The sequence below is a fragment of the Alteraurantiacibacter aestuarii genome (genome assembly GCF_009827405.1).
Classification (GTDB): domain Bacteria; phylum Pseudomonadota; class Alphaproteobacteria; order Sphingomonadales; family Sphingomonadaceae; genus Alteraurantiacibacter; species Alteraurantiacibacter aestuarii.
Genome location: NZ_WTYY01000001.1, coordinates 358,748 through 377,790, shown reverse-complemented (window position 1 = coordinate 377,790; position 19,043 = coordinate 358,748). Strand labels below are relative to the sequence as shown.

At 60.1% G+C, this 19,043-nt stretch carries 13 protein-coding genes, 3 tRNA genes and 3 rRNA genes; 7 read left to right on the top strand and 12 right to left on the bottom strand.

The genetic code is table 11. From position 1 onward, the window contains the following. Window position 1: 1 nt before the first annotated feature. From GRI32_RS01810 to GRI32_RS01785, 6 genes are read right to left on the bottom strand one after another with little or no spacing between them, the layout of a single operon-like run. Window positions 2–145, bottom strand: coding sequence for a transposase (locus tag GRI32_RS01810; protein ID WP_160589401.1), 144 nt, complete (start codon window positions 143–145; stop codon window positions 2–4). After that, window positions 145–1,902, bottom strand: coding sequence for a SulP family inorganic anion transporter (locus GRI32_RS01805; RefSeq protein WP_160589400.1), 1,758 nt, complete (start codon window positions 1,900–1,902; stop codon window positions 145–147). Before GRI32_RS01805 ends, GRI32_RS01810 begins: the two co-directional genes overlap by 1 nt. Before the next feature lie 38 nt (window positions 1,903–1,940). Beyond that, entirely contained in the window at window positions 1,941–3,155 is a 1,215-nt protein-coding gene (locus GRI32_RS01800; RefSeq protein ID WP_160589399.1) for an NAD(P)/FAD-dependent oxidoreductase, read from the bottom strand. Window positions 3,156–3,205: 50 nt separating this feature from the next. After that, window positions 3,206–3,619: a DUF6691 family protein gene (locus tag GRI32_RS01795; RefSeq protein WP_202385893.1), complete on the bottom strand. Its 414-nt coding sequence runs from the start codon at window positions 3,617–3,619 to the stop codon at window positions 3,206–3,208. Continuing rightward, on the bottom strand, window positions 3,619–4,065 hold the full coding sequence (locus GRI32_RS01790) for a YeeE/YedE family protein (protein WP_160589397.1): 447 nt from the start codon (window positions 4,063–4,065) through the stop codon (window positions 3,619–3,621). Before GRI32_RS01790 ends, GRI32_RS01795 begins: the two co-directional genes overlap by 1 nt. Further along, window positions 4,062–4,988, bottom strand: a complete 927-nt coding sequence (locus tag GRI32_RS01785) for an MBL fold metallo-hydrolase (protein WP_160589396.1) — start codon at window positions 4,986–4,988, stop codon at window positions 4,062–4,064. Before GRI32_RS01785 ends, GRI32_RS01790 begins: the two co-directional genes overlap by 4 nt. A gap of 81 nt (window positions 4,989–5,069) precedes the next feature. Between GRI32_RS01785 and GRI32_RS01780 the strand changes: the two genes are divergently transcribed. Together GRI32_RS01780 and GRI32_RS01775 are read left to right on the top strand one after the other, a co-directional pair. Beyond that, window positions 5,070–5,705: a peroxiredoxin gene (locus GRI32_RS01780; RefSeq protein ID WP_160589395.1), complete on the top strand. Its 636-nt coding sequence runs from the start codon at window positions 5,070–5,072 to the stop codon at window positions 5,703–5,705. Next, window positions 5,702–6,049 (top strand): ArsR/SmtB family transcription factor, encoded by a 348-nt coding sequence (locus tag GRI32_RS01775; protein WP_160589394.1) that lies wholly within the window; start codon window positions 5,702–5,704, stop codon window positions 6,047–6,049. The genes GRI32_RS01780 and GRI32_RS01775 overlap by 4 nt, the downstream gene beginning before the upstream one ends. A gap of 134 nt (window positions 6,050–6,183) precedes the next feature. Here GRI32_RS01775 and GRI32_RS01770 read toward each other — a convergent pair. From GRI32_RS01770 to GRI32_RS01745, 6 genes are all read right to left on the bottom strand, one after another. Next, window positions 6,184–6,260 (bottom strand) — tRNA-Met (locus GRI32_RS01770). Window positions 6,261–6,407: 147 nt separating this feature from the next. Further along, window positions 6,408–6,522 (bottom strand): 5S ribosomal RNA (rrf, locus tag GRI32_RS01765). Window positions 6,523–6,651: 129 nt separating this feature from the next. Further along, window positions 6,652–9,443, bottom strand: a 23S ribosomal RNA gene (locus tag GRI32_RS01760). 279 nt (window positions 9,444–9,722) lie between these two features. Further along, window positions 9,723–9,798 (bottom strand) — tRNA-Ala (locus GRI32_RS01755). Between the two features lie 20 nt (window positions 9,799–9,818). After that, window positions 9,819–9,895 (bottom strand) — tRNA-Ile (locus GRI32_RS01750). Window positions 9,896–10,096: 201 nt separating this feature from the next. After that, window positions 10,097–11,587 (bottom strand): 16S ribosomal RNA (locus GRI32_RS01745). The 16S, 23S and 5S rRNA genes sit together here with 3 tRNA genes alongside, the layout of an rRNA operon. A gap of 1,027 nt (window positions 11,588–12,614) precedes the next feature. Here GRI32_RS01745 and GRI32_RS01740 point away from each other — a divergent pair. The 5 genes from GRI32_RS01740 to GRI32_RS01720 all read left to right on the top strand — a co-directional run bounded on the left by GRI32_RS01740 (window position 12,615) and on the right by GRI32_RS01720 (window position 19,034). Continuing rightward, window positions 12,615–13,631, top strand: a complete 1,017-nt coding sequence (locus tag GRI32_RS01740; RefSeq protein ID WP_202385892.1) for a glycosyltransferase — start codon at window positions 12,615–12,617, stop codon at window positions 13,629–13,631. An 8-nt stretch (window positions 13,632–13,639) separates the two neighbouring features. After that, the gene (locus GRI32_RS01735) at window positions 13,640–15,157 is read left to right on the top strand and encodes an oligosaccharide flippase family protein (protein WP_160589393.1); all 1,518 of its coding nucleotides are present in this window, start codon (window positions 13,640–13,642) and stop codon (window positions 15,155–15,157) included. Between the two features lie 8 nt (window positions 15,158–15,165). Then, complete coding sequence (locus GRI32_RS01730; RefSeq protein WP_160589392.1) at window positions 15,166–16,044, top strand: beta-1,6-N-acetylglucosaminyltransferase; 879 nt, start codon at window positions 15,166–15,168, stop codon at window positions 16,042–16,044. 143 nt (window positions 16,045–16,187) lie between these two features. Next, entirely contained in the window at window positions 16,188–17,153 is a 966-nt protein-coding gene (locus GRI32_RS01725; protein ID WP_160589391.1) for a retroviral-like aspartic protease family protein, read from the top strand. Window positions 17,154–17,198: 45 nt separating this feature from the next. Further along, window positions 17,199–19,034 (top strand): ABC transporter transmembrane domain-containing protein, encoded by a 1,836-nt coding sequence (locus GRI32_RS01720; protein ID WP_160589573.1) that lies wholly within the window; start codon window positions 17,199–17,201, stop codon window positions 19,032–19,034. Window positions 19,035–19,043 lie beyond the last annotated feature (9 nt).

The following is a 19,043-nucleotide window of genomic DNA, read 5'->3' as shown; positions in this document are numbered from 1 at the left end:
ATCAGTTGGTGGCGGCCTTGCGCCAGCGGTACAGGGTCTTCTCCGATATGCCGAATTCGCGGCAGGCTTCGGTCACGCCCTTGCCCGCAGCAATCATCCGCTCGATCTGCTGGCACTTCTGATCCTTGTTTTCGATCCGCGCCATCAAATCATTCCTCTTGCAAGATACTGGTCTTTGGGTTCGGCCGGAGAGCCATCGTCACTGGCCAGCTGGGACCAGGCGCTGTCCTGTGACAGGAACACCTTGCCGTTCAGCTCCTCCAGGAAATGCGTGTCCTTCAGCCGGTCCATCACCGGTCCCTTGACCTCCGACAGGTGCAGGCCAATGCCGCCATCGCCCAGCCGGTGGTTGATCGCCTCCAGGCTTTCCAGCCCGGTGGCATCGATAGCGTTGACCGCGCTGCACATCAGGATGACGTGGCGCAGCTCCGGCTTTTCGGCCACGCGCTCCAGCACATATTCCTCCAGCCAGCGGGCATTGAGATAGGTGAGGCTTTCATCGATGCGGATGGACAGCAGATGCGGCAGGGTCAGCACCTTGTGCCGCTCCACGTTGCGGAAATGCTCGGTCTCCGGCACACGGCCAACGATGGCGGCATGCGGGCGCGAGGCCTTCCACAGATACAGCAGCAGGCCCACGCAAACGCCCGAGATCACACCCATTTCCACGCCGGCCAGCAAGGTCATGCCGATGGTGGCGACATGGGCGGCAAAATCGCCCTTGGAATAGCGCCACAGCCGCACCGGCGTCTTCACGTCGACCAGGCTGAGCACGGCGACAATGATGGTCGCGGCCAGCGTGGCAATGGGCAGGTTGAACAGCAGCGGCGTGAGGAACAGCGATGCCAGCGCAATGCCCACGGCGGTATAGGCCCCTGCGGCAGGCGTCTGCGCACCGGCATCGAAATTGACCACGGAGCGGGCGAAGCCGCCGGTCACCGGATAGCCGCCGGAAAAGGCCGCAGCGATATTGGCCGCGCCAAGGCCCACCAGTTCCTGATCGGGCGCGATGCGCTGGCGGCGCTTGGCGGCCAGTGTCTGGGCAACGGAGACGCTTTCAACAAAGCCGATGATGGAAATCAGCAGCGCGGGCACCCACAGCTGGGAAATCAGGCCCAGGTTCATGCTCGGCACGGAGAACGGCGGCATGCCTTGCGGGACAGCGCCCACCAGTTTCACGCCCTTGTCCGCCAGCCCCAGCACGATCACCGCAACGATCGTCAGCGCGACTGCGATCACCGGACCTGCCTTGGCGGCCATGACTGCGGTCTTTTCACTCATCCCGGTCTTTTGCAGCAAGGGCGCAAAGCCCTTTCGCACCCAGAACAGGAAAGCCACGGCCAGCCCGCCGATAACCAGCGTGGGCCAGTTCACCGTGGTGATATTCTGCGCCAGCGAGGTGAGCATGTCCGGCCAGTTCTCACCGCCGCCGGCAATGCCCAGCACATGGCGCAGCTGGCTGGTGGCGATCAGGATACCGCTGGCGGTGATGAAACCGGCGATCACCGGATGCGACAGCAGGTTGGCCAGGAAGCCCAGGCGCAGCAGGCCCAGCACCGCCAGCATCACGCCCGACAATGCCGCCAGCGTGATCGCCGCTTGCAGATATTCGGCCGAACCCTGCGCCGCCACCGCGCCCGCGGCAGATGCGGTCATCAGGCTGACCACCGCCACCGGTCCCACCGCCAGCGTGCGGCTGGTGCCGAAAATGGCATAGGCCACCAGCGGCAGGATGGAGGCATACAGGCCCACGACTGGCGGCAGACCCGCCAGCAGTGCATAGGCCAGGCTTTGCGGGATCAGCATGATGGTGACGATCACCGCCGCCAGCATGTCTGCGCTCAGGGTGGCGCGGCTATATTGCGCACCCCATTCCAGGATTGGAAAATATCTCTTCAGCATGATGCCCCTGACTTGAAGCTGCTTGCCCTCTCAGGCGATCACTTGCCGGGACCGGCCAGCCACTCGCGGCCCTTGAGCATGCCGTTCCAGTAAATCCACGGCAGCGCATCGGCCTTCAGTATCCACGACAGGCGAGAGGCCTTGGTGCCGTCAATCAGCCAGGTGGGGAAGCTGGGTTGCAGCACACCGCCATAGCCGAATTCAGCCAGCACGATCTTGCCGCGTTCCACCGTCAGCGGGCACGAGCCATATCCGTCATAGGCAGCGAAAGGCTTCTTGCCGTCGATCACCGCCAGCGCGTTCATCGCCACCACCGGAGCCTGCTTGCGCGCGGCTGCGGCGGTCTTGGCATTGGGCGCGCTGCACCCGTCGCCAAGGCCGAAGACATTGGGGAAGCGGGTGTGTTGCAGGCTGTACTGGTCGACCTCGACAAAGCCGTTCTCGGCCGCCAGCGGGCTGTTGCGGATGAAATCGGGCGCGACCTGCGGGGGGACGACATGGATCATGTCGAACTTCACCTTCTCCTCACCGTCCCTGGTGGCGAAAGTGGCGATCTGGTTCGGTCCATCGACCGCGATCAGATTGCTCTCCAGCTTCAGTTCAATGCCGTATTTGTCGACATATTCCATCAGCGCGGGGACATATTCCTTGATGCCGAACAGCGCGCCGCCAGCGTTGCGGAACTGCACCGTCATATTATCCAGAACGCCCGCCCTGCGCCACGCATCGCATGACAGGTACATGCTCTTTTGCGGAGCGCCAGCGCATTTGATCGGCATCGGCGGCTGGGTGAACAGCGCCGTTCCGCCTTTCAGCTTGCGCACCAGTTCCCACGTATAGGGGGCAAGGTCGAAACGGTAATTGGAGGTGACGCCGTTCTTGCCCAGCGTCTCCTCAACACCGGCGATCTGGCCCCAGTCGAGCTTGATGCCCGGTGCCGCGATCAGCAGATCATAGCTCAGCACATCGCCGTTTTCGGTGGTGAGCTGGTTGTTGGCAGGATCGAAACTGGCCACCGCCTGCTGGATCCAGGTCGTGCCCTTGGGGATTACGCTGGCCATCGTCCTGCGGGTAACGGGCGCTTCGAAAATGCCGCCACCCACCATCGTCCAGCCCGGCTGGTAGAAATGCTCGGTCGCGGCATCGACAATGGCGATGTCGAGACTGGGCCGGCGCCGCAACATGCTCGCGGCCACGGCAATGCCTGCCGAACCGCCGCCTACAACGACTATCTGGTGCTTGATCTCGGCCATTTTCCTGTCCTCTCATCCGGGCGCTGCGCAGATATTTGCGCTGCGTCAGCTCACATTCTGTCGATCGCCCAACTGTGCACCATCATGCCAGCAAGCATGGCGATCACGAACACCCCTGCGGCCAGCGGCGCCGTGCCGAGCGCGGCAACAGCCGGTCCCGGACACAATCCGCCCAGGCCCCAGCCAATGCCGAACAGGGCCGCGCCGCCAATCAGCTTGCCGTCGAGATTTTGCGTGCCCGGCAGGTGGAAGGCGCTGTCACCCAGCGGTTGGGCCATGCGGCGCTGGATCAGCCAGGCCGGGCCCATCACTAGAATGGCGCCGCCCATCACGAAGGCCAGCGTCGGGTCCCAATCACCAAACAGATCGAGGAAGCCGCGCACGCGCGAAGGGTCCGTCATGCCCGAAAGCGTCAGGCCGATGCCGAATATCAGTCCGGAGACAAGGCCGATCAGGTTCTTCATCACCAGCCACCTCCAAGCGCATTGACCACGGCCACGGTCACAATGCCGCTGACCATGAAAGTTGCGGTGGCGACCACCGAGCGGCGCGACAGGCGCGACAGTCCGCACACGCCGTGCCCGCTGGTGCAGCCACTGCCCAGGCGCGTGCCGATGCCAACGATCAGTCCGGCTGCGGCGAGCAGGGATAGGGAGGGGGGATAACTCGCCGCAACCGGACCGAAGGCCAATGCAAAGGCGAGACCGCCCAGCACCAAACCAACCACGAAATAGATGGACATGCTCCGGGGCATGGAGCTCTTGGCGATGCCTGTGGCACGCGCCAGCACGCCGCTGACGCCGGCAATCCGGCCGGCACCCAGCAGCATGATGGCCGCCGAAAGCCCGATCATCAGGCCACCGACAAGGCCCTGTATGGGCTGCGCATCTGGAAAGCCGGGGATGATCATACCGCGTTCACAGGGATCTTGATGTAGCTCACACCATTATCTTCCGGCTCCGGCAGATGGCCGCCGCGGATGTTCACCTGCACCGATGGCATGATCAGATCGGGCAGGTCCAGCGTGGCATCACGCGCAGTGCGCATGGCCACGAACTCATCCTCGCTCACGCCCTCATGGACGTGGACATTGCCGTCAATCTGCGCGCCCACCGTGGATTCCCACGCATAGGTATCGCGTCCCGGTGCCTTGTAATCATGGCACATGAACAGGCGCGTTTCGCGTGGAAGCTTCAGCAGGCGGCGGATCGACTGATACAGTTGCCGCGCATCGCCGCCGGGGAAATCCGCCCGGGCGGTGCCATAGTCAGGCATGAACATCGTATCGCCCAGGAACACCGCATCGCCGATGACATAGGCCATGTCTGCCGGCGTATGGCCGGGCACATGCAACGAGATTGCCGGGATGGAGCCGACCTTGAAGGTGTGGCCATCCTCGAACAGATGATCGAACTGCGAACCATCACGCTGAAAATCGCTACCGGCATTGAAAAGCTTGCCGAAGACGTTCTGCACATGGGTGATCTGCTGACCGATCGCCAGCTTGCCGCCCAGCTTCTCCTGCAGATAGGGTGCGGCGGAAAGATGATCGGCATGGGCATGTGTTTCCAGCAGCCACGTCACCTTCAGTTTATTCGAATTAACATATTCGATAATCTTGTCGGCGGAGGCGAAGGAGGTCCGGCCAGAGTTCGCCCGGTAATCGAGAACCGAGTCGATGATGGCCGCCTCGCTTGTGGCGGGATCACTCACTACATAGGTTATCGTATAGGTTGCCTCGTCAAAAAACCCCGCAATCGTGGGCTTCTTGGCGGAATCACTCAATGTCGATTCTATCTGCTCGACAGCCTGCTTCAGCACATGGTCGGTCATAATCGGAACCCCTTGGAACATATTTACATATATTATGTATGTGTATTGCCATGCGAATGTCAAGATGCTAGCCACAGTGTCATGGAAGATAACGAACACCGCCATTGCCTGCGCATTGGTGACGCCGCTCCGGATTTTACCGCACGCAGCACCGCTGGTCCGGTCAGCCTGTCTGACTTTCGCGGAAAATGGGTGCTGCTGTTCTCCCACCCGGCCGATTTCACGCCCGTGTGCACCAGCGAATTCGTCGCCCTCTCGCAGGCGTCCGACCGGTTCGCGGCGATGGATTGCGCGCTGCTGGCACTGTCGGTGGACAGTCTTTATTCGCACTTCGCCTGGGTCCGCGCGATCTATGACCGGTTCGGAGTGGAAGTGCGCTTTCCGATCATTGAAGATCCCACGCTGGTTGTCGGCAAGGCCTATGGAATGGTCTCACCCGATGCGCATGACAGCTCCACCGTGCGGACCAATTTCTTCATCGATCCCGAGGGGACAATCCGCGCACTTGCCTGCTATCCGCTCAATGTCGGGCGATCGGTTGAGGAGATGCTGCGCACACTCGCCGCCCTCAGGGCCGCAGACGAAACCGGCAAATTGGCACCGCAAGGCTGGAAGCCGGGTGACGCCCTGCTCGATCAGCCGGACGCCAATCTGGACACGCTGTTCAGCAAGGACAATCCAACGGACTGGTTCCTCGCCCGAGGCAATGACTCATGAGTGAGGCCCCGATCGAGGCCTTCAAGGCATTGGGCCATCCGGTACGCTACCGCATCCTGGCCGCACTTGCCGGCGGTGAGCGCAATGTCGGTGAGATCGAGGAGGCGAGCGGAATTGGCCAGCCCGCCTTGTCACAACAGCTGGCGGTTCTGCGCAAGGCAGACCTGGTCACCACAAGGCGCGAGGCCAAGCAGGTCTATTATGCGCTGGAACTGGAGCAGCTGGCACAGGTCCAGCAGGCAATCGCAATACTTGCGCCGCAAGACGGCGGAGCGCCTGCAAATCCCGCATCGCCGCACAAGCGCCGCTCCGGCGCCGCCGTGTTCGCCCGCTTGGGCCGATAACCAGCAAGCCTCGGATTCCGGCCCGCAGCCAGCTGCGCAGTTCCCGAACCGTCGGGGCAATTTCAAGAACCCGAACCCAAACGCAAAAAAGCCGCCCCATCGGGACGGCTTGCTGTTGTATTTGTATCTATTGGTGGTTGCGGGGGTTGGATTTGAACCAACGACCTTCAGGTTATGAGCCTGACGAGCTACCGGACTGCTCCACCCCGCGGCACCAAACTGGCCTGTCGGAACCGAATGGGTCCGGAGGCCTGAAAACGCCTCAAAATCGCAAAGGATAGAGACGCCAAAAGGGCCGTCCTTGAAGGACAGCCCTTTGACTTGTGAATGGGTTACCTTGCTGCCCACCGGCTACAATGCCTGGCGGCGTCCTACTCTTCCAGTGCTTGAGCACTAGTACCATCGGCGCTGTCTGGTTTCACGGCCGAGTTCGAGATGGGATCGGGTGGGTCACAGACGCTATGACCACCAAGCAATGAAGCCGGTGTGCGGGCAAGGTTTTAAATCGATGCTGTTGTTTCATTATGGGCGATCATCCGGCTTGGACAAATCCTCCGTTCAATGAGGCAAACCTTTGCAGGCCTGTCATTGATGGTGGGACTCACAAGCGCGAACAGAACTATTAGGACTGGTTAGCTACATGCATTACTGCACTTCCACACCCAGCCTATCAACGTGATGGTCTATCACGGTTCGATGATTGCTTATCTTGAGGGAGGCTTCCCGCTTAGATGCTTTCAGCGGTTATCCCTTCCGTACATAGCTACCCTGCGGCACTGCTGGCGCAATGACAGGTACACCAGAGGTACGTTCACCCCGGTCCTCTCGTACTAGGGGCAACTCCTCTCAACAATCGACGCCCACGGCAGATAGGGACCAAACTGTCTCGCGACGTTCTGAACCCAGCTCACGTACCACTTTAATTGGCGAACAGCCAAACCCTTGGGACCTGCTCCAGCCCCAGGATGTGATGAGCCGACATCGAGGTGCCAAACACTGCCGTCGATATGAGCTCTTGGGCAGTATCAGCCTGTTATCCCCGGCGTACCTTTTATCCGTTGAGCGATGGCCCTTCCACGAGGGACCACCGGATCACTATGACCGACTTTCGTCTCTGCTCGACTCGTCAGTCTCGCAGTCAGGCAGGCTTATGCCATTGCACTCTCGCAGCCGGTTTCCAACCGGCCTGAGCCTACCATCGCGCGCCTCCGTTACTCTTTAGGAGGCGACCGCCCCAGTCAAACTACCCGCCACAGAGGGTCCTACTACCGGATAACGGTAGTTAGTTAGACATCAGAAAACAGCAGGGTGGTATTTCACCTATGGCTCCACTCGGACTGGCGCCCAAGTTTCAAAGCCTCCCACCTATGCTACACAACTCTTTCCTAATGCCACTCTGAAGCTGCAGTAAAGGTGCACGGGGTCTTTCCGTCTAACCGCGGGTATCCCGCATCTTCACGGGAACTTCAATTTCGCTGAGCATATCCTGGAGACAGTGGGGAAGTCGTTACGCCATTCGTGCAGGTCGGAACTTACCCGACAAGGAATTTCGCTACCTTAGGACCGTTATAGTTACGGCCGCCGTTTACTGGGGCTTCAATTCGGAGCTTGCACTCCTCCTCTTAACCTTCCAGCACCGGGCAGGCGTCAGACCCTATACGTCGTCTTGAAGCCGACTTAGCAGAGTCCTGTGTTTTTGATAAACAGTCGCTACCCCCTGGCCTGTGCCCCCAACAATTGCTTGCGCAAAGGTTGGGCCTCCTTCTTCCGAAGGTACGGAGGCAATTTGCCGAGTTCCTTCAGGATACTTCACTCAAGCGCCTTGGTATACTCTACCTGACCACCTGTGTCGGTTTCGGGTACGGTCTATATGAAGAGGCTATTTCCTGGAACAGCTTGGCAGCCCGATCAATCCAATAAGATCGAACTACTTCCACCATCCGTCACACATCTTCAGGCCCACGAATATTAACGTGGTTCCCATCGACTACCCCCTTCGGGCTCGTCTTAGGGGCCGGCTCACCCTGCGCCGATTAGCGTTGCGCAGGAACCCTTGGTCTTTCGGCGAGAGGGCATCTCACCCTCTTTATCGCTACTCATGTCAGCATTCGCACTTCCGATATCTCCACCGTCGGTTACCCTTCGGCTTCATCAACTTACGGAACGCTCCGCTACCGCTCATAGTAAACTATGAACCCTAAGCTTCGGTGCATCACTTTAGCCCCGTTACATCTTCGCCGCAGGATCTCTTATTTAGACCAGTGAGCTGTTACGCTTTCTTTAAAGGATGGCTGCTTCTAAGCCAACCTCCTGGTTGTTTTGGAAATCCCACATGCTTTCCCACTTAGTGATGACTTGGGGACCTTAGCTGTAGGTTAGGGCTGTTTCCCTTTTGACGACGGACCTTAGCACCCGCCGTCTGTCTGCCGAACAAGACTCATCGGTATTCGGAGTTTGGTTAGGTTTGGTAGATCTCGCGACCCCCTAGCCCATCCAGTGCTCTACCCCCGATGGCATACATTCGACGCTCTACCTCAATAGATTTCGCGGAGAACCAGCTATTTCCCGGCTTGATTGGCCTTTCACCCCTAAACACAACTCATCCGAGCATTTTTCAACATACAACGGTTCGGTCCTCCAGTGCATGTTACTGCACCTTCAACCTGGTCATGCCTAGATCGCCGGGTTTCGGGTCTAATCCAACATACTATGTTCGCCCTATTCAGACTCGCTTTCGCTGCGCCTACACCTAACGGCTTAAGCTTGCATGTTAGATTAAGTCACTGACCCATTATGCAAGAGGTACGCTGTCACCCCCCAAAGGGGCTCCAACTGATTGTAAGCATTCGGTTTCAGGTACTTTTTCACTCCCCTAATCGGGGTGCTTTTCACCTTTCCCTCACGGTACTTGTTCACTATCGGTCATGTACGAGTATTTAGGCTTGGAGGGTGGTCCCCCCATGTTCAGACAGAATTTCACGTGTTCCGCCCTACTCGAGTCCTTCATCATCACTTTTGCATACGGGGCTGTCACCCGCTATGGCCACTCTTCCCAAAGTGTTCTGCTAGTTGAAATGAAGGCACTGGCCTGGTCCGCGTTCGCTCGCCACTACTAACGGAATCTCGGTTGATGTCTTTTCCTCCGGGTACTGAGATGTTTCAGTTCCCCGGGTTTGCTTCACCAAAGTTATTTTATTCACTAAGGTAATACCTTATCCACCTCGCCCGGATCCCTCGAAAGAGACCAGGAAGAAATGGTGAAGGTGGGTTTCCCCATTCGGAAATCGCCGGATCAAAGATTGCTCACATCTCCCCGACGCTTATCGCAGCGTGCCACGTCCTTCATCGCCTGTACATGCCAAGGCATCCACCAAATGCTCTTACCTCGCGCTTGAGAATCCACACCATCAACGACAAGCCTGCATAACGCTTGATCGCCTTGCAATGATGCGGAGGATTATCTCAGCCAGATAATCAATTTAAAATTGAATTTGTGATGATATCGCCTGACAAAGCTCAGCCCCGAAGGTCTGACCCTGTACGACGATACCGCCACGGCATCGATTTAAAAACCCATTCACAATGTCAAAGACGTACGGCCAATGCCGTACTACCGGGCCCTGGATTTGCATCCGGACCGGATTTCGTTTCTTCATCTCTGGATCTGTTTGGCTGGTGGAGCCTATCGGGATCGAACCGATGACCCCCTGCTTGCAAAGCAGGTGCTCTCCCAGCTGAGCTAAGGCCCCAATTGCAACCAAACGGATAGTGGTGGGCCTGGGTGGATTCGAACCACCGACCTCACCCTTATCAGGGGTGCGCTCTAACCAACTGAGCTACAGGCCCGCTGCCTTCGCTAGCCGCCAAATCCATAAAGGTTTGGGCGTGCCGCGGGCGGCGTTAGCCAGCTCAGGCATAAACACCACACGCCAAGGCGCCTGGTGTTTTTTCCAGAGATGAAGGGACATGAGGACGACGGCATGTTCTTTGGAAGAGGAGGAAGCACTTCCGGCAACAAGTGCCGGCGCTTTCCGCCAATATCCTTAGAAAGGAGGTGATCCAGCCGCAGGTTCCCCTACGGCTACCTTGTTACGACTTCACCCCAGTCGCTGATCCCACCGTGGTTGGCTGCCTCCTGTAAACAGGTTAGCGCACCACCTTCGGGTGAAACCAACTCCCATGGCGTGACGGGCGGTGTGTACAAGGCCTGGGAACGTATTCACCGCGGCATGCTGATCCGCGATTACTAGCGATTCCGCCTTCATGCTCTCGAGTTGCAGAGAACAATCCGAACTGAGACGGTTTTTGGAGATTAGCTAACCCTTGCGGGATCGCTGCTCACTGTCACCGCCATTGTAGCACGTGTGTAGCCCAGCGTGTAAGGGCCATGAGGACTTGACGTCATCCCCACCTTCCTCCGGCTTATCACCGGCGGTTTCCTTAGAGTTCCCAACTAAATGATGGCAACTAAGGACGAGGGTTGCGCTCGTTGCGGGACTTAACCCAACATCTCACGACACGAGCTGACGACAGCCATGCAGCACCTGTCACTTGTCCAGCCGAACTGAAGGAAATCATCTCTGAAATCCGCGACAAGGATGTCAAACGCTGGTAAGGTTCTGCGCGTTGCTTCGAATTAAACCACATGCTCCACCGCTTGTGCAGGCCCCCGTCAATTCCTTTGAGTTTTAATCTTGCGACCGTACTCCCCAGGCGGATAACTTAATGCGTTAGCTGCGCCACCCAAGCTCTATGAGCCCGGACAGCTAGTTATCATCGTTTACGGCGTGGACTACCAGGGTATCTAATCCTGTTTGCTCCCCACGCTTTCGAACCTCAGCGTCAATACCTGTCCAGCGAGTCGCCTTCGCCACTGGTGTTCTTCCGAATATCTACGAATTTCACCTCTACACTCGGAATTCCACTCGCCTCTCCAGGATTCTAGCCTAGCAGTTTCAAAGGCAGTTCCGGGGTTGAGCCCCGGGATTTCACCCCTGACTTACTTGGCCGCCTACGTTCGCTTTACGCCCAGTATTTCCGAACAACGCTAGCTCCCTCCGTATTACCGCGGCTGCTGGCACGGAGTTAGCCGGAGCTTATTCTCCAGGTACTGTCATTATCATCCCTGGTAAAAGAGCTTTACAACCCTAAGGCCTTCATCACTCACGCGGCATTGCTGGATCAGGCTTTCGCCCATTGTCCAATATTCCCCACTGCTGCCTCCCGTAGGAGTCTGGGCCGTGTCTCAGTCCCAGTGTGGCTGATCATCCTCTAAGACCAGCTATGGATCGTCGCCTTGGTGAGCCTTTACCCCACCAACTAGCTAATCCAACGCGGGCCCATCTAAAGGCGATAAATCTTTGGTCCGAAGACATTATTCGGTATTAGCAGTCATTTCTAACTGTTATTCCGAACCTAAAGGCAGGTTCCCACGCGTTACGCACCCGTGCGCCACTCACCCCGAAGGGTTCGTTCGACTTGCATGTGTTAGGCATGCCGCCAGCGTTCGTTCTGAGCCAGGATCAAACTCTCAAGTTTGTGTCACATACAAAACCGGCACGATCTGACGATCGCTAACCAGTCAAGCATGAGCTTCAAGGAGCCGATACCTGCACTATCTAACGTAATGGATACGAAGGACATGCATCATCACAACGCAGACGTGGTGTCCGCGAAGGATGTGGCAATCGGCTTAAGTTAACCGGTACCCGGAGCCTTGAGACCCCCGGACCGGGCGCCGTCGCCCACATGTCCCTTCATCTAAAATACGACAATGTCAAAGAGCCACTCAACAGAAAGAAGCGGACAGTTAGCGTTCCCCGATTTAATCTACCGGGGGACTTGCTGTCCGATCTATGTTGGCGACCAGTGCGAGGAGAAGGTTGAAACCGTCGTCTCCGCTCCGGTGAGAGGGCATATATGGGGGCCTTTGAGTCGGGTCAACGCCTTTCTGCAATTTTATTTCAAAAACGTCGTAATTGGCGGAAATCCGCGGTTTTCCGTGGGTCCAGCTGGGCATGGCACCCGGTTTACCCCCTTGATCGCCCCGTCTGGTGGCAGTCTGGCGGTAGTCTGTTACCGTCTGCTCCCCTCATCTGCCGGTCCAAATGCGATTCCACACCCTGGATCACGGCCATTGGCGGCAAAGCCTGGGTGGATTCGTGCCTGCGGGTGTTCGAATCGTGCTGATCGGCGTTCTTTTGATTCGGCGTGCCCGCAGCTGTGACAGCCAAGGCGTGTCGCACCAGTTGGCGGCAATGCCCGAAAAGAGGCCGTCACTTGCTCTATATGCAGGGTGGATAATGACCGCTGATCCGGGCCTCATCTGACGGCCTCTATATACGCCTCTATATAGGGGCCTGATCTGGGGCCTGATCTGGGGGCGTTCAAAATGCCCTGATCCGCGCGCTGTCATGCGGCGGATATTGCGGCTCTGCCCGCCGCCCTTCCCCCGTCCCTTTGAAAGCTTCGTTAACCAAAAACGGGCAAAGAAGGCACCGAGCGAAACGAGTTTGCGCACGTGCCCGGGATTTGGGCGCGCCGCGCAACATGCCTGGGCCCAACGATGACTGTGACCGAAGACCTGCCTGACACACCTCCCGCGCTGAGCGTGGCGATGAGCGTATATAATGGCGAGCGATTCCTGGCCGAGGCGATCGAGAGCATACTGGCGCAGAGCTTTACCGACTTCGAATTCCTGATCCTGGACGACGGATCGAGCGACGGCACCGCCGATATCATCCGCCGCTATGCCGGTCAGGACCAGCGCATCCGCCCGATCATCCGGGAGAACCGCGGCCTGATCGTCAGCCTCAACCAGTTGCTGGCCCTGGCACGCGCACCAATCGTGGCTCGCATGGATGCGGACGACAACAGCCGGCCCAGTCGATTCGAGACGCAGCTGCGCTTCCTGGCGGAGAACCCCGATCACGGGGTGGTCGGTAGCTGGAGCCAGGATATGGACGAGAACGGATCGCTGTTCCTGTCCAAGGGCCGCGAGCATCCTGTCACGCATGAGCAGTTCGAGCACAACATGGCGCATGGCGGGCCGTTGTTCTGCCACCCGGCGGTGATGTACCGGCGCGATCTGGTGCTGGCGCAGGGCGGTTATCATGCCGCCTTCCGCCATTGCGAGGATCTGGACCTGTGGCTGCGGCTGGCCTCCGTCACCAGGCTGGCCAATATTCCCGAGCGGCTGATCCAGTACCGCCATTATGCCGGACAGGTATCGAAGCGCCACGCGACCGAGCAGCAGATCGGCGCTGCGGTTGCCTATGAAGCCTATCACCAGCGCGCGGCGGGCAAGGATGATCCCACCGCCAGTCTGGACCAGCTGCCCCCCATCGATCAGCTGGATGCGCTGTTCGGCGAGCAGGGCATCGGTCAGCGCGTGCGGGAGAAAGTGGCGCGCGGCATATTGCATTCGCCCGTGGGCCTGCGCGATCAGGGTTTCGACATCATGCTCAGCCATATCCGCGAGGGTGGATCGCATGAAGGCATGTGGCGCACTGTGCTGCGTCTGGTGCGGCTGGGCGAGCCGCTGCGCGCGCTGCGCCTGACCACCGTGCTGGCAACGAACTGAGGCACGGCGTGGCCGAAGCGACCTCCCACCCCCCCGACGGCGATGATCCCGCCGCAAGGGAGCCTGCCACCAGAAGCGTGCGCAGCGCAGCGGTGTGGGCGATGGGCAGCCAGTACACCGGCTTCGTCATCCAGTTCATCACCTCCGTCATCATCTCGCGCTTTTTCCTCGCGCCCGATGAGGTAGGCCTGTTCTCCATCGCCCTGGCCGCCGCGATGATGGTGGCGGTGCTGCAGGACTTTGGCCTCACCCGATATATTACCGGTCTGGCCCGGCTGGATCATGAAGAAACGGCCCGCTGCTCCAGCGTGGCGGTGGTCTTTTCATGGACCGTGGGCCTGGCCATTGCCGCGGCATCGCCGGCAGTGGCATCCTTCTATGGCCATGCGGACCTGCTGCCGATCCTGCTGATCATCGCGCTCAGCTATGGCTTTTCCGCATTCTCGATCATGCCGGTCGCTCTGCTGTCGCGCGAAATGGCCTTTGGCCGTCTGTTCGTGGTCAATGTGTCGAGCGCCTTTGTGCAGGGCGGCGTGGCGATTGGCATGGCGATGGCGGGCTTTTCCGCCCTGTCGCTGGCCTGGGCGATGGTGGCATCGGCTGCCATCCGCGCCATTGCCGGGCAGGCCCTGCGCCCGGCCCTGCCCTTTCCACCGCGCTTTGACGGGCTGGCCGAGGTCCTGCGCTTCGGTTCGCAATCGAGCTATCTGTTCATCATCGGCGCGGTCGGCTCCCGCTCTGCCGACCTGATCGTCGGCAAGTTCCTCAGCCTTGCGGCCACCGGCATCTATACCAGATCGACCGGGCTTGCCTCGCAGCTGCGCACTCTGGTTTCTGGCGGTATAGGCAGCGTGGTCTATCCATCCTTTGCCCGCATCCAGCGGCGCGGAGGATCGCTGGCCGAACCCTATCTCAAGGTCGTCGCCTGTTTCACCGCCAGCACATGGCCGGTGATGGCAGGCCTTGCGATTGGCGCGGAGCCACTGGTGGAATCGCTGTTCGGCCCGCGCTGGATCGCCGTTGCCCCCATCCTGCAACTGATCGCCATCAGCGAGATGCTGTTCGAAGCGCTGCCGATGCAGATGGAAATCCCCATCCTGCATGGCGAGATGAAGAAGCTGACGCGGCGCAACATCCTCGATACCATCGTATCGGTGACGCTGCTGATCGCGGGCGCGATGGTCTCGGTGGAGATGGCCGCCGTCTCGCGCATTGCCTATGCGGCGATCTGGATCTTCATCTATGTGTTCTTCATCTGCGGGTTGATCGACCTTTCGCCGCTGCGGCTGGTGCGGATCTATGCCAAGGGGCTGGTCGCCACCGTTGCCGCCATCGTCCCGCTCAGCATCGCTGCCCTTGTCATGCCCGATTTTCGCTATTGCGGGATTGCCACGCTGGGCAGCTTTGCGCTGATGGGCGCGCCGCTCTGGCTCGCCGCCCTGTGGCTGCTGCGCCATCCGCTGTGGGATGAGATTGTCAGCATCGGGTCCGGCTTCGCCCTGCGGCTGCGCGCGCGGCAGGCCTGAGCAGCGCGATGCGTTTCGTCTTTGCCATCCTCGCCCATGCCAACGCCGACCAGCTGGCCCGGCTGATCGACACCTTGCTGGCGCCCGACAGCGACGATCTGGTGGTGCTGCATCTGGACAGGAGATCGGACCTGTGGCGCCATCAGCGTGATCGCTTTGCCGCCCATCCATCGGGGCGGCTGCGGCTGGTGATGCACCCGACGAAAGTCCTGTGGGCGCATCGCAGTCTGGTCGAGGCGCAGCAGCTGCTTGTGCGCGAGGCATTGCGCGCGGACTTCGACTATTTCCATTTGCTGAGCGGGGCGGACTGGCCGGTCTGTTCGCGCAGCCGGATGGTGGAGGACATCGCCAGCTTTGCCAACCGGAAGCCCGTTTTCGCTGACTTGTGGGGCGAGCTGCAGGAAAAGCGGATGGATGACTGGTGGTTTGATGAGCGCGGCCTATCCGTGCCTGGATGTAACCGGCTGACTGAAAACATCCAGCGCGCGCAGACCAGGCTGAGCTGGTCCTTCAGCAAGATCATGCGTGGTGCAGGCATTCATCGCCGACGCTATGCCGGTTCCCGCTGGCTGAAGGGCAGCGGCTGGTTCTCTGTCCCGCGCGACGCCGCCATCCGGATGGAGCGCGAGGTGACCCGCCTGCAAAAGTCCGGACGGCTGGTGTTTACCCAGTGCCCCGATGAGCATGTATGCCAGACAGTCCTTGGCCGCCTGTTCGCCGACCGGATCGAACCGGCGCGGCGCTTTATCGACTGGAGCGGCGGCGGATATCACCCCAAGCTGCTCAAGACGGAAGACACCAGCGCCATCACCGCTTCCAATGCGTGGTTCGCGCGCAAGGTGGATGCGGGCACCGATCCCTTTTTCTACCAGCTCGGTCGCTTCTGATCGCCGCGGCTGGCGCGCGGAGAATCTGCGCGCCCACCGCATCAGCCACCACGGACCAAGGGTCCGGTTTCTGTGTCACAACTGCGCATGCTATATAACCTGCCGAGACGCGGCGGTATTTCCCGCTGCGCAGGAGAATTGCCATGCAATGGCTCAAGAATGCTGCCGCCATATCGCTGATGGGATGGCTGGTTGCCGTCCCCGCAAAGGCACAGGAAGCAGAGGCGGACCTGGCCCCCGTAACGCAGGAACAGACACAGGTCCTGCCGCTGCTGGATGAGCGTTATCGCCGCATGACCGTGCCCGTCACCATCAATGGGCAAGGCCCGTTCCAGTTCATGATCGACACCGGCGCGCAGGCCACCGTCCTGTCGCACGCGCTGGCCGATCACTTGCAACTGACCGGGCGACAGGCGACGACACTGGTGGGCATGGCCAGCACGCGCGAGATCCAGACCACGCAAATTCCCGAACTGGGGTTTGGCACCAGCAGCCGCTTCGATGCGCTGGCCGCGCTGGTGGAAGCGGACAATATTGGCGGCGCGGATGGCATACTCGGGCTGGATTCTCTGCAGGACCAGCGCATCCTGCTCGATTTCGAGAACCGCCTGATCGAGATTGCCGACCTAGAGACCGCCATCGACCGCAATGACTATGACATCGTGGTGAAGGCCCGCCGCGTGGGTGACCAGATGATTATCGCCCGCGCGCGGCTGGACGGTGTGCGCACCGCGGTGATCGTCGATACCGGCGCGCAGGGCTCGATCGCCAATGACGCGCTCTCCCGCCGCCTGCGCCGATCGCGCCACAGCGGCGAGGCTGAAATGACCGACATCAACGGCGTGCAGCAGACCAGCCTGCTGCGCGTCGTGCGCTCGCTCGACCTTGGCCGCGCCCAGCTTTCCAATTTCCTGGTGACCTTTGTCGAATCGCCCACTTTCGCCATGCTCGGCCTGGCGGATGAGCCGGCGCTGATCCTGGGGATGAACGAATTGCGGGTTTTCGAACGGGTGGCGATCGATTTCCCCAGCCGCCGGGTGATGTTCGACCTGCCCGATGGATCGCGCCTGCCCACCCTGCCCACCTTCGGGCGTCTGGGCGAGCTGTAGAGAAAACATATTGCCGCAAGGCCCGCCAGACCCCACTTCATGACCATGGCGGACAAGCAGACAGACAAGACCGGTGAACTGAGCGAGCAGGCCGGATGGCCAACCGTGCGCCGGTTCCTGCCCTATCTGTGGCCGCGTGACCGCCCGGACTTGCGCTGGCGCATTGCCGTGGCCGCGCTGCTGGTGCTGGCCGCCAAGGTGGTCGTGCTCACACTGCCGCTGGCCTATGCCCGCGCGGTGGATACCATGTCCGCCGGGCAGGATTCCGCCGTGGACCAGGCCGTGTGGGTGGCGATGGCGCTGGTGATTGCCTATGCCGCCGGACGCTTTGCCACCACCGCCTTCGACCAGACGCGCAACATGGTGTTCAACCGCGTGGGGCAGGATGCCGTGCGCAGCCTGTCCGAAGATGTGTTCGAGCGATTGCACCGCCTGTCGCTGCGCTTCCACCTCTCCCGCCGCACGGGGGAAATCACCCGGGTGATAGAACGCGGCACGAAATCGATCAGCAACATGATCTATTTCCTGCTGTTCAACATCATGCCCACCGCCATCGAACTGGTGGTGGTGGCGGTGATTTTCTACACGCTGTTCGGCTGGGAAATCGTGGCCGCCACGGCCTTTGCCATCGTCGCCTTCATCTGGATTACCCAGGCGATTACCGAATGGCGCACCAAGCTGCGCGCCAGGATGAACTCGCTCGACGGGCAGGCGATGGCGCGCGCGGTGGATTCGCTGCTGAATTACGAGACGGTCAAATATTTCGGGGCGGAGCGGCGCGAGAAGGAACGCTATGCCACCACCGCCGCCGATTATGCCGAAGCCGCCATCAAGACCGACAATTCGCTGGCCCTGCTCAACATCGTGCAGGCGGCAATCCTGCAGCTGATGATGGGCGGCGCGATGGCGTGGACCGTGTGGGGCTGGAGCCAGGGGCGGCTGTCAGTGGGCGATCTGGTGCTGGTGAACACCTATATGATGCAGCTGTTCCGTCCGCTGGACATGCTCGGCTGGGTCTATCGCACGATCCGCCAGGGCCTGATCGACATGGCGGAGATGTTCCGCCTGATGGATACGGCGATGGAAGTGACCGATGTGCCCGGTGCGCCCGCGCTGCTGATCCACCGGCCCATGCTGACCTTCGACAATGTCGAATTCGGCTATGAGCGTGACCGGCAGATCCTCCACGGGCTCAGCTTCGAGGTTCCCGCCGGCGGCCACGTGGCACTGGTAGGTCCATCGGGCGCGGGCAAATCCACCATCGGGCGGCTGCTGTTCCGCTTCTACGATCCGTGGCAGGGCCGGATATTGATCGACGGGCAGGATATCGCCCAGGTGCAGCAGGAAAGCCTGCGCGCGCATATCGGCATCGTCCCGCAGGACAGCGTGCTGTTCAACGACACCATCGGCTATAACATCGGCTATGGCCGCGAAGGTGCGGGCGATGCGGAAATCATCCAGGCGGCGCGCGATGCGGCGATCTGGCCCTTCATAAAGAGCCTGCCGCAGCAGCTGGAAACCGAAGTGGGGGAGCGCGGGCTGAAGCTTTCAGGCGGCGAGAAGCAGCGCGTGGCGATTGCCCGAACCTTGCTCAAGAACCCGCCGATCCTGTTGCTGGACGAGGCGACCAGCGCGCTCGACACCCGCACGGAGCAGGATATCCTCGGCACGCTGAAGCGCGTGTCCGAAGGGCGCACCACCATTTCCATCGCGCACAGGCTTTCCACCATTGCCGACAGCGATTTGATCTACGTCATTCAGGACGGGCGCATTTGCGAGCAGGGTACGCATGGTCGGTTGCTGCGCCACGATGGGCTTTACGCCGAGATGTGGACGAGGCAATTGAATGAAGAGGCGGAACTGCCCGAAGCCGCCGAGTAGAAGGATCAA